This window comes from Modicisalibacter ilicicola DSM 19980 (genome assembly GCF_900128925.1).
In the GTDB taxonomy this organism is placed as follows: domain Bacteria; phylum Pseudomonadota; class Gammaproteobacteria; order Pseudomonadales; family Halomonadaceae; genus Modicisalibacter; species Modicisalibacter ilicicola.
This window is the reverse complement of record NZ_FQUJ01000006.1, coordinates 83,722-98,997: the sequence shown is the minus strand read 5'-3', so window position 1 is coordinate 98,997 and position 15,276 is coordinate 83,722. Positions and strand designations below refer to the sequence as shown.

At 63.0% G+C, this 15,276-nt stretch carries 11 protein-coding genes; 6 read left to right on the top strand and 5 right to left on the bottom strand.

From position 1 onward, the window contains the following. The 4 genes from BUA41_RS08010 (at position 1) to BUA41_RS07995 (ending at position 4,187) form a co-directional block, all read left to right on the top strand. Complete coding sequence (locus BUA41_RS08010) at positions 1-1,179, top strand: MFS transporter (RefSeq protein WP_072821558.1); 1,179 nt, start codon at positions 1-3, stop codon at positions 1,177-1,179. A 30-nt stretch (positions 1,180-1,209) separates the two neighbouring features. After that, a complete protein-coding gene (locus tag BUA41_RS08005) occupies positions 1,210-2,616 on the top strand; it encodes a YcjX family GTP-binding protein (protein WP_072821556.1) in 1,407 nt (468 codons plus the stop codon). Continuing rightward, the gene (locus tag BUA41_RS08000) at positions 2,613-3,665 is read left to right on the top strand and encodes a TIGR01620 family protein (RefSeq protein ID WP_072821554.1); all 1,053 of its coding nucleotides are present in this window, start codon (positions 2,613-2,615) and stop codon (positions 3,663-3,665) included. Before BUA41_RS08005 ends, BUA41_RS08000 begins: the two co-directional genes overlap by 4 nt. A gap of 81 nt (positions 3,666-3,746) precedes the next feature. Further along, positions 3,747-4,187, top strand: coding sequence for a universal stress protein (locus BUA41_RS07995; protein WP_072821552.1), 441 nt, complete (start codon positions 3,747-3,749; stop codon positions 4,185-4,187). A 33-nt stretch (positions 4,188-4,220) separates the two neighbouring features. On the opposite strand, the gene BUA41_RS07990 is transcribed toward BUA41_RS07995, so the two are convergent. Next, positions 4,221-5,300, bottom strand: coding sequence for an AI-2E family transporter (locus BUA41_RS07990; protein WP_072821549.1), 1,080 nt, complete (start codon positions 5,298-5,300; stop codon positions 4,221-4,223). A 141-nt stretch (positions 5,301-5,441) separates the two neighbouring features. Between BUA41_RS07990 and BUA41_RS07985 the strand changes: the two genes are divergently transcribed. After that, complete coding sequence (locus BUA41_RS07985; RefSeq protein ID WP_072821547.1) at positions 5,442-7,382, top strand: exoribonuclease II; 1,941 nt, start codon at positions 5,442-5,444, stop codon at positions 7,380-7,382. Positions 7,383-7,897: 515 nt separating this feature from the next. After that, the gene (locus BUA41_RS19595) at positions 7,898-9,778 is read left to right on the top strand and encodes a cellulose binding domain-containing protein (protein WP_072821545.1); all 1,881 of its coding nucleotides are present in this window, start codon (positions 7,898-7,900) and stop codon (positions 9,776-9,778) included. A gap of 69 nt (positions 9,779-9,847) precedes the next feature. On the opposite strand, the gene sucD is transcribed toward BUA41_RS19595, so the two are convergent. The 4 genes from sucD to odhB form a co-directional block, all read right to left on the bottom strand. After that, entirely contained in the window at positions 9,848-10,720 is an 873-nt protein-coding gene (gene sucD / locus BUA41_RS07975; protein ID WP_072821543.1) for a succinate--CoA ligase subunit alpha, read from the bottom strand. Next, a complete protein-coding gene (sucC, locus tag BUA41_RS07970) occupies positions 10,720-11,886 on the bottom strand; it encodes an ADP-forming succinate--CoA ligase subunit beta (protein WP_072821541.1) in 1,167 nt (388 codons plus the stop codon). The genes sucD and sucC overlap by 1 nt, the downstream gene beginning before the upstream one ends. 194 nt (positions 11,887-12,080) lie before the next feature. Next, positions 12,081-13,520, bottom strand: a complete 1,440-nt coding sequence (lpdA, locus tag BUA41_RS07965) for a dihydrolipoyl dehydrogenase (protein WP_072821539.1) — start codon at positions 13,518-13,520, stop codon at positions 12,081-12,083. A gap of 38 nt (positions 13,521-13,558) precedes the next feature. Beyond that, on the bottom strand, positions 13,559-15,256 hold the full coding sequence (odhB, locus tag BUA41_RS07960) for a 2-oxoglutarate dehydrogenase complex dihydrolipoyllysine-residue succinyltransferase (protein WP_072821537.1): 1,698 nt from the start codon (positions 15,254-15,256) through the stop codon (positions 13,559-13,561). Positions 15,257-15,276 lie beyond the last annotated feature (20 nt).

Below are 15,276 nucleotides of genomic sequence, written 5' to 3'. Positions count from 1 at the left end.
GTGCCCGTGACCGTCATACTCTTGTCGCTGTGTCAGGCCCTGCTGGTCAGCGGCAACATCCTGCTGGTGGCCGTGTCGCCGCTGATCGGGGCCAAGCTTGCTCCGGGGGCCGGCTGGGCCACCGCGCCGGTGGCCATGCAATGGCTCGGGCTGATGTGCGCCACCATTCCCGCCTCGCTGATCATGGCGCGGCTGGGCCGCAAGCGGGGCTTCGTGCTCGGCAACCTGGTCGGGCTCGGTGGCGTCGGCGTCGCGAGCCTGGCCCTGATCAACGAGCAATTCCTTCTCTTCATGCTGAGCACCTGGCTGCTTGGCATCGGTATCGGTTTCGGCATGCTGTATCGCTTCGCCGCAGTGGAAGCCGCCGCACCGGAACAGCGCGACCGTGCCATCGGCCTGGTGATGGGTGGTGGGGTACTGGCGGCGTTCTTCGGCCCCTGGCTGGCCCGCGCCAGCCGCGCACTTGTCGATACCCCGTTTCTCGGCAGCTTCCTGGGCCTGGGGATGCTCTACCTGCTGGCGCTCGTGATTCTGCTGCTGCTGCGCTTGCCGCCACCCCAAGCGACCCACAGCGACGGGCCGGCACGCCCAATGGCAGCGATCATGCGCCAGCCCGCCTTCATCATCGCGGTACTCACCGGCCTGATCGGCTATGGAGTAATGAACCTGGCCATGACGGCCACCCCGTTGGCGATGGAGCGAGAAGGCTTCCATTTCGATCACGTCGCCACCACCATTCAGTGGCACGTGCTGGCCATGTATCTGCCTGCGTTCTTCACGGGGTGGCTGACGGCTCGAATGGGACCGAGACCGGTCATCGTGCTGGGTTGCCTGATGCTGACCGGCTGCGGGATCGTCGTCCAGTTCGATACCAGCCTGCCGGGTTACTACACGGCACTGATCCTGCTGGGGCTGGGCTGGAGCTTCACCTTCCTGCCCGCCACGGGACTGCTGACCGAAACCTACCGGCCGGCGGAAAAGGCACGCACCCAGGCCGCCAACGAATTCCTGATCTTCTCGACGGTGGGCGTGACGGCGCTGCTCGCCGGACCGCTCGAGGCCTACCTGGGCTGGGCAGGGCTCAATGCGCTGTTGCTGCCCTTGTCGCTGCTGCCTCTCGTTGCACTTCTCTGGCAATGGCTTGCCAAGGACGCGCATCGCCCGCAGATTAGACACTGAATTTCGATTCGGAACAGGAACATTGGCTCCATGCGCCGGACCCTGGCACGCGAACTCAACAATCTCATCGAACGGGGCCGGGATCGCCAGCTACGCCTGGCGGTCACCGGCCTCTCCCGGGCCGGCAAGACGGCCTTCCTTACCTCTCTGGTCTATCAGCTGCGCCATGCCGGGCTCGAGGCTCGCCTGGATCTTCTGCCGGCGGCCCGGGACGGACGCCTGCTGGGCGCCCAGCGTGTCGCCCAGAAGGACCTGGGGGTGCCGCGTTTTCCGTACGACCAGGCCATGGCGGCCCTCGAGGCCACGCCGCCGCGCTGGCCCGAACCGACTCGGGGCATCAGCGAATTACGCCTGCATATCCGCTACCGCCCGGAGCGCAACGGCCTGTTCAAGGGCCTGGGCAGCGACAGCGCCACCTTGACGCTGGATCTTTTCGACTACCCTGGCGAGTGGTTGCTGGACCTTCCCCTGCTGGAACACGACTACCTCAGCTGGAGCCGACGCCAGCAGGCAACCCTGAGCCCCGAGCGCCGCGCCTTGGCCAAGGATTGGCTCGAGGCCGTCGACCGGCTCGACCCGGCAGCCGATGCCGACGAAGCCGAACTCGCCGCCATTGCCGAGCGCTACGCCGAGGGCCTGCGCAGCGCCCGGGAAGAAGGCTTCTCCGATCTGCAGCCCGGGCGCTTCCTGCTGCCCGGCGACCTGGAAGGCGCCCCCGTGCTGCAGTTCTTTCCGCTTCCGGGGCTCGACGAAGACGATCGCCGGCGTCTCGAGGCGCTTCCCGAGCAGAGCATCTACCAGACCCTGGCCCGGCGCTTCGACCATTATCGGCAGCATGTGGTCAAGCCCTTCTACCGCGAGCATTTTCGCCGCTTCGACCGGCAGATCGTGCTGGTCGATGTGCTCGGCGCGCTCAATGCCGGTCCCGAGCGTTTCGAGGACCTTTCCCGGGCCCTGGCCACGCTGATGCAAAGCTTCGATTACGGTCAGCGCAGCCTGCTCTCGCGGCTCTTCTCGCCACGCATCGACCGCCTGGCCATCGCCGCCACCAAGGCGGACCACGTGACGCCGGAACAGCATGCCAATCTGGTGGCCCTGCTCGAGGCGCTGCTGGCCGAGCCGATCAAGGACCTGCGCTTCGCCGATGTTCCGCTGAGCGCCTTATCCCTGGCCTCGATTCGTGCCACTCAGGTGCAAGCAGTGAAGCACCAGGGCAAGCACGAGACCGTCCTGCGGGGGATGACCCTGAAGGGCGAAGAGACACTCATGTTTCCCGGCGAGGTGCCCCCTCGCCTTCCCCGGCACGATTTCTGGGCACGGCAGGGCTTTGCCTTTCAGGCCTTTCGCCCCCTTTCCCGGGATGCCCGTGGCGAAGGGCTCCCCCACATCCGCATGGACGCCGCCCTCGACTGGCTGATCGGAGACAAGCTGACATGAACGACCCGCGCCCACCTCGACGCTTCACCCTGGAGGAGCCCGAGACGTCCGTCGGGTTCGATCCTCGCCCTGCCGAGCACTACGCCGTCGAGCTGAGCTCGACGCCGGTGGAGGACGAACGCCCCCCCGAAGAGACGGACGAGGCCCTGACACGCAGCCTGGCCCGCCCTCGCAAGCGTCGCTGGGGCCTGCTCGCCTTGCTGGGCGGCACCTTGTCTCTGGGCATCCTGGAGATGGGCGAAACCATCTATCTGGCGACGCTGGGCGGTGATCTGCTCGGTGGCGCCTGGAGCCTGCTCGGGCTGCTGGCCCTGGGGCTGGGGGGCATGGCCTTGATGCGGGAACTGTGGCGGTTGCGTCGCCTGCGCCGACACGCCGCCCTTCGTCAGCGTCTCGAACAGCTGGACAGGGGCGCCGACCGCGGGGCCAAGCGGCTGGCCGAACAGCTCCGCAAGCAGATGGGCCTGGACGAGGATCACCCGCACTGGCAGTCCTTCCTTCAGGCGCATCAGCCGCATCACGATGCGGCCGAGACCCGCCAGTTGCTGGCACATCACCTGCTCGCCCCGCGGGATCGAGAAGCCCGGCGCCTGATCTCGCGCATGTCGAGCGAGACTGCGGTCATGGTGGCAATCAGCCCCTTGACACTGATCGACATGATGCTGGTGACCTGGCGCAACCTGGCGATGCTGGATCGCATCGCCGCCCTCTACGGCCTCGAGCTAGGCTACGCCAGTCGCCTTCGCCTGTTTCGCAACGTACTGTCCAACATGGCCTTCGCCGGAGCCAGCGAGATGGCCGCCGAGACCAGCATGGACCTGTTCTCGATGAACCTGGCCGGCAAGCTGTCGACCCGGGCCGGCCAGGGGCTTGGTATCGGGCTGTTATCGGCACGCCTCGGCCTGCGTGCCCTGCGCCTGACCCGCCCCCTTCCGTTCGCCGAGGGACAGGCGCCACGCATGGCGGATCTACGCAGCGAGCTCTGGCAACGACTCAGGCGTCTGGAAACGCCCGCCTCGCCAGAAGGCAGGCGGGGGCCATCCCCTTGACCCGAATCACGGCGCCGAGAGAATCGGCGTATTACACTCAACAATGGTTCCAGCGATGATACCAATGAAAGGAGAAGCGTCATGTTCAAGAAGATTCTGGTGCCCGTGGATGGCTCGGAAAGCGCCCTGAAGGCGCTGGATCTGGCCTGCAAGATAGCACGCATCGATAATGCCACCCTGCATATCCTGCACATTCCTGAACGCCTTGCCCGAGATACCATGCTGGTATGGGGCATGGCCGCCGTGTCCATCGATGCCTCACAGGAAGAGCTCGAGCGGGCCGGGCGAAAATCGCTGGACGCTGCCAAGCAGGCAGCCGCCGAACGCGGCATGACCGATGTCGAGGGCACCCTTCGCCAAGGCGATCCTGCCCGGATCATCGTCGAGGAGGCCAAGAAAATCGGTGCCGACGCCATCTTCATGGGCAGCCGCGGCCTGAGCAACATCACCGGGCTGATCATCGGCAGCGTCTCCCACCGGGTGTCGCATACCGCGCAGTGCAGCGTGATCACGGTGCATTGAAACATCCGGTCCGGGGCGGGAGGCTGACGTCGTTCAGCCTCCTTCTTCGGGCTGCCTTTCTCGCGACATTGCCCTTTTCTCGAGCCAGCCCTCCACGTAGAAACGTCGAACCGCCAGCATGCCCAGCACGATGAGCGGCTCCGCCAGCAACAGTCCCAGCAACCCGACATAGAGTCCCAGCCAGAGCTGCACCACGAGCAGCAGCCCCGGTGGAATGCTGACGGCCTCGCGCTGCACGAGCGGCGTCACCAGATAGCTCTCCAGGAACTGGATCCCCAGATAGAGCACGGCGACATGCAGCATCGACGTAGGGTCCTGGGAAAAGGCCACCAGGAGGGCAGGCACCGCAGACAGCAACGGCCCCAGATAGGGAATGAACGACAGCAGGCCCGCCAGCAGGCCCAGGGAAAAGGCCATGGGAATGCCCAGCAGCCACAGGCCGCCCCCCGACAGAAGCCCGATGATGGTCATCGACACCAACCGGCCCAGCAACCACCAGGCCATCTTGCGCTCGACGAGCCTCAGGAAATCGGCGACGGCATGACGCCTGGCGGGGACGATGAGCCGAAGCACCCCCCGCTTGTACAGGTCGGGCTCGAAGGCGATGAACAGTCCGATCAACAACACGACGAGCAGATTCAGCAGCGCATCGAGGGTCGTCGAGAACATCGATGAAATTCGCGATGACCAGCTCCCCAGGGCTTCGCTGGGTGGTGGTATCTGCTCGACGCGATCGGCCATCCAGGCCCCCATGGGATGCCCCCTTGCCCAGCCTTCCAGCCCCTCGATAGAGCCGGGCAGCACCTCGGCCAGCCGCTCGAACTGTTGGCCCAGATTCAAGGCAAAATTCAGGCCGAAGGTGATCAACGCCATGACGGAGGTGACCAGCACGATCACCAGGGAAAGCCGCCGTGACAGAAAGGTATGCCGATGCAACCAATTCGCCGGCAGCGAAAACAGCGTGGCCAGCAGCAATCCGGCGAAGACCATCAGCAGGACACCCAGGCTGAACCATAGCCCGATCAGCAGGACGGCCATGGTTGTTCCGGCACCCACGGCGATCCAGACACGACGACTGTAGTCGCTGGAGCGACCTTCGCTTGCTTCCGGCATAGGACATCCTTGTAACATGAGGAAACGTCGGGGGAGCCTCCCGCCGACGGCTATCGACTACACCATAGCCATCATGATTGGCGACGGCGATCCGAATCCGTATAGTAGCGCCCTATTCTCGCCAACCATGACGACGTCCTCATGCTGCAGAACAACGCGCTGCTGGCGCAGCTCAAGCAACAGATCCGTGAAACCACCCCTCGCGTGGAAGGTGTCATCAAGGGCACCGATCGTGGTTTCGGCTTTCTCGAAACCGACAAAGGCGAGTCCTACTTCGTGCCCCCGCCCGCCATGAAGCGGGTCCTGCACGGCGACCGGGTCGAGGCGGTCCTCAAGGAAGAGGGTGACAAGACATCCGTCGAGCCCGAGACACTCCTGGAGGCGGGGCTGGACCGCTTCATCGCCCGGGTCCAGAAGCGTGACGGGCGTCTGGCAGTGATCCCCGATCATCCCCTGATCAACAATGCGCTCAAGGCGCGTATCAAGCGCAGTCTCGATGAGGACAGCATCGGCGATGGCGACTGGGTCGTCGCACGCCTGGTGCGCCACCCGCTCAAGCCCGACGATCGCGCCTTCTTCAGCCAGATCGATGAATTGATCGCCAAGAGCGACGATCCGGCGGTGCCCTGGCGGGTGACCTTGGCGCGCCATGCACTGGAGCAGGCCTCGCCCCAGGCCAGGGAAGACTGGGCCCTGGCCGACGAAGGTCTGGAGCGCCGGGATCTGACCTCACTCCCCTTCTTCACCATCGACAGCGACACGACCCGGGACATGGACGACGCCCTCTATGTCCAATCGCGCCCGGAGGGCGGCTGGCGATTGAGCGTGGCGATCGCCGACCCCACCGCCTATGTCGCCGAGGGTCATGCCATCGACCTGGAAGCGCGAACCCGGGCCTTCACCGTCTATCTCCCCGGCCAGAACGTGACCATGCTGCCGGAAGCCCTGGCCGACGACCTGTGCTCGCTCAGGGAAGGCCAGGAGCGCCCTGCGCTGGTCTGCGAATTGGACATCGATGCCGATGGCAATCTCGGCGACTACCATTTCCTGGCCGCCACCATGCGCTCCCACGCACGACTGGTCTACGACTCGGTGTCGGACTGGCTCGAGGGCAAGGGCGACTGGCGGCCGGAGAGCCTCGTCGCCGAACAGCTCCAGGCCCTGGCTGCCTTGACCGAGGCGCGCGCCGCCTGGCGTGCCAAGCATGCCCTGGTGGGCAAGGATCGTCCGGATTACGTCTTCGATCTGGACGATGCCGGCAACGTGCTCGATGTACGTATCGAGGAGCGCCGCATCGCCAATCGCATGATCGAGGAGTCGATGATCGCCGCCAACGCCTGCTGCGCCGACCTGCTGTCCGCCAGGATCGGCCACGGCATCTTCAACGTGCACCGGGCCTTCGAACCCGAGAAGGCCGATGCGGCGCTGGAGTTTCTCACCGCCCAGGAGATCGAGGTCCCGCGCGAGGCACTGCTCGAACTGCCACGCTATCGGGAACTCAAGCGTGAGCTGGAAGCGCGCAACGACGCCTGGCTGGACGCGCGGCTCCGCCGCTTCCAGGGCTATACCAGCATGTCGGCTCAACCCGGCCCCCACTTCGGCCTGGGGCTTGCCGCCTATGCGACCTGGACGTCGCCGATCCGCAAGTACGGCGACATGGTCAATCATCGACTCATCAAGCGCGTGCTCAAGAACGAGCAGGCACCGGCCGAAGCCAGCCAGTCACTGACCGAGCAGCTCACCGAGCGCCGCAAGCTCAATCGCATGGCCGAGCGTGACGTCAAGGACTGGCTCTACGTGCGCTACCTGACCCCGGCCGCCGAGGCCCAGCAGGCGTTCGAGGCCGAGATCATCAATATCAATCGGGGCGGCCTGCGCGCGCGCCTCGTCGCCAACGGCGCGACCGTCTTCGTTCCCGCTCCCCTGCTGCACAGCGATCGCGACAAGGTGGTCATCGACGACAAGGAAGGCCGCGTGCGCGTCGACGGCGAAGAGCGTTACAAGCTCGGCGACGCCATCCAGGTAGTGCTCACCGAGGCACGCGAGGATACCCGCTCGCTGGTCGCCCGCCCCGCGCTCTAACCCCATCCGTCTTCTTCACGGCGAACGTCGGGCACTGCCCGGGTTCGCCGTTTTTTTGCATGCTCTCCCCCACCGCGACTCGTGCATGGCCGAGCACTGTCGATTGCGGCCCCTCTTTGCGCGTTATTTTATGATTTTTTATTAATTAATTTGTAACACCAAGCGGTGTTTCAGCACTTTTCAAGCATTACTCTATTCGTTTAACCAGGGTTAAAATTCAATTATTTCAGTAATCTATAAAAGGTTAAAAATCTCATTTTGTCCATAATGATGAGCGCCATATCAAAACCTCACCTTTCATGAAAAAGCCGCCTATTGCCAACGACTTCGGTTGCTGGGTAGCATCCGCAGCGGCTTCGCCTTCACTCCAGGGAGCGGCACAAAGAAGGCAGGTTTCGATCCGCGACAGCCTCGCGCGATCTCGTACGCAGAATCTCTGAAAAACATGAGCATTCAATGATATCAGGCACAACCTTACCCTTCGCATTGTGCCGCACTGTTACTGGAGACAGGGCATGAGTAGTGACAAAGAGATCCGCGTCGGCACCGGAACCAGCGCCGAGGAACTCGAGAAGATCATCAATGATGCGCCGGCGGGCGCCACCATCCAGCTGTCATCGGGAAATTACACGCTCAATGATTCGGTCACCATTTCTCGGTCCGATATCTCCCTGATTGGCGCCGGCTCGAGCAAGACCACCCTCACCTTCAGCGACACGGCCCTCGATCGCAACGACGACTACGGGCTGCGCCTGGATGGTAGCGAGAATTGGGACATGGGCCGGCTCGCCTCGAGCGTCGATGAAGGCTCCAGCACCCTGAAACTGGATCGGGACCACGACCTGAAGGTGGGTGACACGGTGCGGATCTGGCAGGACAACGACGACGATTTCTTCGAAGAGATCGGCGACACCTCCTGGCGCAAGGTACAGTATGCCGAGCTGCGTACCAGCATGGCCAAGGTGGAATCCGTCGATGGCAAGAGCATCAAGCTGGACCGCGGCGTGCATTTCGATTTCGATGCCGGCGATACCCAGGTCGAGCTTCTCGAAACGGTGGACGACGTCACCCTCAAGGGTTTCACCATCGACTTCGAGCCCGACGATCCCGACCCGAGCGTCTTCAAGAACACCATGTCGGAACTCACCAAGTATCAGGCGCTCTCCCTCGATGGTACCGTCGACAGTGAGCTTTCCGATATTCGCGTCGTCGATAGCCCCTCGACCGCATTTCGTTTCTCCAAGACCCTGGATAGCGACGTGGACAACATCGAGGCCAAGGGCGCCTTCAACAAGGGCAGCGGCGGCAACGGCTACGCCTACGAGTTGCATGAAAGCTACGACGGCAAGTTCGCCAACCTCGAGGACAGCGGCATGCGCCATGGCCTGCTGTTCGCGTCCTGGCGTTCTTCCGTCGACAATGACATCCATGTGGCGTCCACCGACCGGGACATCAACTTCCATGGCGGACGGGACCATGGCAACACCGTCCATGTGGAAAAATCCATCCGCGATGGCGACGCCGACAAGCTCTCGCCGGCACTGTGGGTCAACTCCGGCGGCGAAAGCTTCGGCGCCATCACCGATGCCGATGCCAACGAGGTGACCTTCGATTACCTCATCGGTACCCGGCGCGATGACGTGATCGAGGGCACCGACGATGGCGTCTATCTCAACGGCGGCCTGGGGAACGACACCCTGACCGGTGGCAAGGGCGACGATATCCTGCAGGGCGGCCCAGGCAACAGCTGGATCGATGGCAACGACATTCTCGATGGCGGTGACGGCGACGACATCGTGCGTTACACCGAGGATTACGACACCTTCGACATATCGTTCAAGAACGGCAAGATCTACGTCACCGACGACAAGCGCCAGAAGGATACCCTGGACAACATCGAGGAAATCGTCTTTGGCGATGGTACCGTGCTCGATACCGACTCGAAGGACATTCGGGATGGCAGTGCACTGGATCGTCCCAGCCCTTCCGATATTCTCGGCGAGGGATCGAGCGCTTCCGAAGAAGCCGACCCGGATGCCGGCGTTGCAGTGGCCAGCTCGAAGATCAGCGGCTGGTCCACCGGCTATGTCGCTCAGGTCGTCATAAAGAACACCTCGGACAGCGACATCGTCGACCCTGAAATCCAGTTCGACCTGCCCGATGACATCGACAGGGTGTGGAATGCTCGGATCATCGAGGACGATGACGGCTACCGGCTCACCGACAATAATTCCAACACTCTGGAAGCCGGGGAAACCTGGCGTTTTTCCTACAAGGCCTATGGTGACGACAAGGCGCTTCCGAGCGATTTTTCCGTACGGGATGCCGACGGTAGCGCCCTCGATACCCAACTGATCGGCACGAGTGCCCAGGCCGTCGATAGTCTGATGGGATAATAAAAGTTCAGATCCAAAGAAGGCACCCCGCGGGTGCCTTCTTCGTTTTCTCGAGCGGTGCGCAGCGACTTACCAGCCTGTCGCCTGCTTGAGGGCATCGCCGATTTCCGCCAGGGAACGAACCGTCTTGACGCCCGCCTCTTCGAGGGCGGCAAACTTCTCGTCCGCGGTTCCCTTGCCACCGGCGATGATGGCGCCGGCGTGACCCATGCGCTTGCCGGGAGGCGCGGTGACCCCGGCGATATAGGCGACCACGGGCTTGGAGACGTGTTCCTTGATGTAGGCCGCGGCCTCTTCCTCGGCAGTGCCCCCGATCTCGCCGATCATGACGATCGCCTCGGTCTTCGGGTCCTTCTCGAACAGCTCGAGAATGTCGATGAAGTTGGATCCCGGGATCGGGTCACCGCCGATCCCCACGCAGGTGGACTGACCGAAGCCATGGTCGGTGGTCTGCTTGACCGCCTCGTAGGTCAGGGTGCCGGAACGGGAGACGATGCCCACGCGCCCCGCCTTGTGGATATGCCCCGGCATGATGCCGATCTTGCACTCGTCCGGCGTGATGACCCCCGGGCAGTTCGGACCGATCAGGCGCACACCCAGCTCGTCGCACTTGACCTTGGCGTCGAGCATGTCCAGGGTCGGAATGCCTTCGGTGATGCACACGATCAGCTTGATGCCGGCATTGGCGGCCTCGAGGATCGAATCCTTGCAGAACGGTGCCGGCACGTAGATCACCGAGGCCTCGGCGCCGGTCTTCTCGACGGCTTCCTTGACGGTATTGAATACCGGCAGGCCCAGGTGTTCCTGACCCCCCTTGCCCGGCGTCACGCCGCCGACCATCTGGGTGCCGTAGGCGATGGCCTGTTCGGAGTGAAAGGTGCCCTGGCTCCCCGTGAAGCCCTGGCAGATGACCTTGGTGCTCTTGTCGATCAGGATACTCATTACTTGCCCTCCGCCGCTTTGACCACCTGCTGCGCAGCGTCAGACAGGCTGGTAGCCGCGATGATATTCAGACCACTGGATGCCAGCTTCTCGGCCCCCAGCTCGGCGTTGTTGCCCTCCAGGCGCACCACGACCGGCACGTTGACGCCGACCTGTTCCACCGCACCGATGATGCCCTCGGCGATCATGTCGCAACGCACGATGCCACCGAAGATATTGACAAGAACGGCCTTCACGGAGGTGTCCGACAGGATGATCTTGAAGGCTTCCGCGACGCGCTCCTTGGTAGCGCCACCGCCGACATCGAGGAAGTTCGCCGGCTGGCCGCCATTGAGCTTGATGATGTCCATGGTGCCCATGGCGAGACCGGCACCGTTGACCATGCAGCCGATGTTGCCATCCAGGGCGACGTAGTTGAGGTCCCACTTCTGGGCGTTGGACTCGCGCTCGTCCTCCTGGGAAGGGTCGCGCATGGCCTGCAGGTCCGGATGACGATAGAGCGCGTTACCGTCGAGATTGATCTTGGCATCGAGGCAGTGAAGATTGCCCTGCTCGGTGATCACCAGCGGGTTGATCTCCAGCAGCGCCAGGTCCTTGTCCTGGAACATCTTGGACAGCCCCAGGAAGATCTTGGTGAACTGCTTGATCTGATCGCCCTTAAGACCCAGCGCGAAGGCCAGTTCCCGCGCCTGGTACGGCTGTGCGCCGACCAGCGGATCGATTTCCGCCTTGAGAATCTTCTCGGGGGTTTCCTCGGCGACCTTCTCGATCTCGACACCGCCCTCGGTGGACGCCATGAACACCACACGACGAGTGGCGCGGTCCACGACGGCACCCAGGTAGAGCTCGTTGGCGATGTCGGTGCAGGTCTCGACCAGGATCTTGGAGACCGGCTGGCCCTTCTCGTCGGTCTGGAAGGTCACCAGGTTCTTGCCCAGCCACTGCTCGGCGAACGCCTTGGCCTCGGCGGGATCCTTGACGAGCTTGACGCCGCCGGCCTTGCCGCGCCCGCCGGCATGGACCTGGGCCTTGACGACCCAGGTATTGCCGCCAATCTTCTTGCATGCCTCGGCCGCCTCTTTGGCGGAGTCGACGGCAAAGCCCTTGGAAACGGGCAGGCCATAGTCGGCAAACAGCTGCTTGCTCTGATATTCGTGAAGGTTCATCGTGTCATGCCATTGGTTGCATGTGACTCGAACGATGACCGAGAGCAAGACCTTTCAGCCTGCCCTGGCCATCCCCTTCGCCCGCCCGGAGCGCCGCTGCGAGGTTGCTTGCAGAGGGGCTCTCCAGGACGAGCGATGCGCCTCTGAGTAACTGGCGCTTCTTTCCTTTCCGGTGATTCCTGCCGGTATTCTTGTTACTTGCGTTTCTTGCGATTGGCCATGTGGATGGCGTGGCCTTCCACCGCCAGGGCTGCCTCGTGCACGACCTCGGAGACGGTCGGGTGGGCATAGCAGGTCAGCGCCAGGTCTTCCGCACTGGAACCGAATTCCATCGCGATGACCCCTTGAGCGATCAGCTCGCCGGCATGCTGCCCGACGATATGCACCCCGAGGATGCGGTCGGTTTCCGCGTCGGCAATGACCTTGGCCAACCCTTCGGTGGCGTTGTTGGCCATCGCGCGGCCGCTGGCGGCAAACGAGAAGGTGCCGCTCTTGACCTCGATGCCCTCGGACTTGGCCTCCTGCTCGTTCATCCCCACCCAGGCGACTTCCGGCGCCGTGTAGATGACGCAGGGGATGGCGTCGTAGTTCATCTCGGCCTTATGACCGGCGATGATATCCGCCACCATGATGCCCTCTTCCGAAGCCTTGTGCGCCAGCATCTGGCCACGCACCGCATCGCCGATGGCGTAGACGCCCGGCACGCTGGTACGGCAGTGATCGTCGACGAAGATGAAGCCCCGCTCGTCCAGCTTGACCCCGGCATCGTCGTCGAGCACGCCCTTGGTGTAGGGGCGACGACCGACGCAGACGATCACCTTGTCGAAGGTCTGCTCCTGCTCACCCTTGCTGTCGGTGTACTGGATCGTGACTTCGTTGTCCTTGACGTCGGAACCGGTGACCCGAGCCCCCATCTTGATGTCGAGCCCTTGCTTGGTCAGCAGTTTCTGGGTCTCCTTGGCCACGTCCTTGTCGACCATGGGCAGGAAGGTGTCCATGGCCTCGAGCATGGTGACCTCGCTACCCAGGCGATTCCAGACGCTGCCCAGTTCGAGGCCGATGACCCCCGCCCCGATCACGCCGAGACGCTTGGGGGCCTCCTCGAACTCCAGGGCGCCGGTGGAATCGACGATCAGGCCTTCGGTCAGCGGCGTGGGGGGAATCTCCACCGGCACCGACCCCGTGGCGATGACGATGTTGTCGGCCTCATAGGTGGCCTTCTTGCCTTCCTTGTCGGCTACCTCGACCTTGCCCTTGGCGAGCACCTTGCCGGTGCCTTCCAGGGGCGTGACACCGTTGGCCTTGAACAGGCTGGAGATGCCACCGGTCAGGTTGGAGACGATCTTGTCCTTGCGGGCCATCATCTTCTTGACGTCCATCTTGACGTCACCGGTCTCGATGCCGATATCCGCGAAATCGTGCTTGGCTTCGACATACTTGTGCGACGCCTCCAGGAGTGCCTTGGAGGGAATGCAGCCCACATTCAGGCAGGTTCCGCCATGCACGGTCTTGCCTTTCTTGTTGACCCATTTCTCGACACAGGCGGTCTTGAGACCCATCTGGGCAGCACGAATGGCAGCGACGTAGCCTCCGGGGCCCGCGCCAATGACGATCACATCGTATTTTTCGGCCATGAACTCTTCCTGTTTGGTCTAATTGGCTTGGCGGCGCATCACACGTCGAGCAACAGACGTGCCGGATCTTCGAGCAGTTCCTTGATCGTGACCAGGAACTGCACCGCATCCTTGCCGTCGATCATGCGGTGATCGTAGGACACGGCCAGGTACATCATCGGCCGGATCTCGACCTTCCCATCTACCGCCATCGGGCGCTCCTGAATCTTGTGCATGCCCAGGATCGCCGTCTGAGGCGGGTTGATGATGGGCGTCGACATCAACGAGCCGAAGATCCCGCCATTGGTGATGGTAAAGGTACCGCCCTGCATTTCGTCGATGCCCAGCTTGCCATCCCGCGCACGCTTGCCGAAGTCGACGATGGTCTTCTCCACATCGGCAATCTTCATGCTATCGGTATCGCGCAGCACCGGCACGACCAGCCCCCGGTCCGTGGACACGGCCACACCGATATCCTGGTAGCCATGATAGACGATGTCGGTGCCATCGATTGAGGCATTCACATCGGGGAAGCGCTTGAGAGCCTCAGAGGCCGCCTTGACGAAGAAGCCCATGAAGCCGAGCTTGATGTCGTGCGCCTTCTGGAAGGTCTCCTTGTATTGGGCGCGCAGGTTCATGACCGCGGTCATGTCCACCTCGTTGTAGGTGGTGAGCATCGCCGCCGTCTGCTGGGCCTGAACCAGGCGCTTGGCGATGGTCTGGCGCAGGCGACTCATCGGTACACGCTTTTCGGGACGCTCTCCTTCCACTTCCGGTGCCGCCTGGGCGGCTGCCTTGGTGGTATCGCTGCCGCCGCCACTCGCGGGCGCCTTGCTTGCAGGCGCCTTGGACTCGGCGGCTTTCTTGGCGTCGCCCCGGGAGACGGCCTTTTGCACATCCTCCTTCAGGATGCGCCCGCCCTTGCCGGTGCCCTCTATCTTGCTGGCGTCGAGGTTGTGCTCGGCGATCATCTTGCGGGCCGCCGGGGCGACGATCTTTTCGCCCAGCTTGGCGTCATCCTCGTCCTGCTTGTCGTCATTCTCCTTGCTGTCGCCCTTCGGCTTGGACGACGGCTGCTTGTCGGAGTCGCCTTCGGACTCGCCTTCTCCACCCCCGCCTTCGGCGAAGATGGCCAGCAGGGCCTCGGATTCAACCTGCTCGCCCTCCTCGACCTTGATCTCGGCAAGCGCGCCATCGGCCGGCGCCACGACTTCCAGCACCACCTTGTCGGTTTCGATGTCGGCCAGCACCTCGTCGCGCTTGACCGACTCCCCGACCTTCTTGTGCCAGGTCGAGACCGTGCCCTCCTGAACGGATTCGGGGAAGGATGGCGCCTTCACGTCATATTTCTTGCCGGAGCCAGCAGACTCGGCGGGCTTCTTTTCCGCCTTCTCTTCCGACTCTTTCTCTTCGGCCTTGTCATCCTCGGCGGCGTCATCGTCGCCGCTGGATTCGTCCTCGTCATCCTGCGGCGATGCCTTCTCGGCGTCATCCTGCTCCTTATCGGCGCCACCCTCTTCCGCGTCACCCAGCATGCCGAGCACCTGTTCCGACTCGCAGGTGTCGCCCTCTTCGACCTTGATCTCGGATACCGTGCCCGCCTCTGGTGCCACGACCTCGAGAACCACCTTGTCGGTCTCGATCTCGACGATCAGTTCGTCACGATCGACACTGTCACCGGGCTTCTTGTGCCAGGTAGCGACGGTCCCCTCGTTGATGGATTCTGGAAAACTGGGCGCTTTGATCTCGGTAGCCATTTCCTTTCCTTAATGTGTTC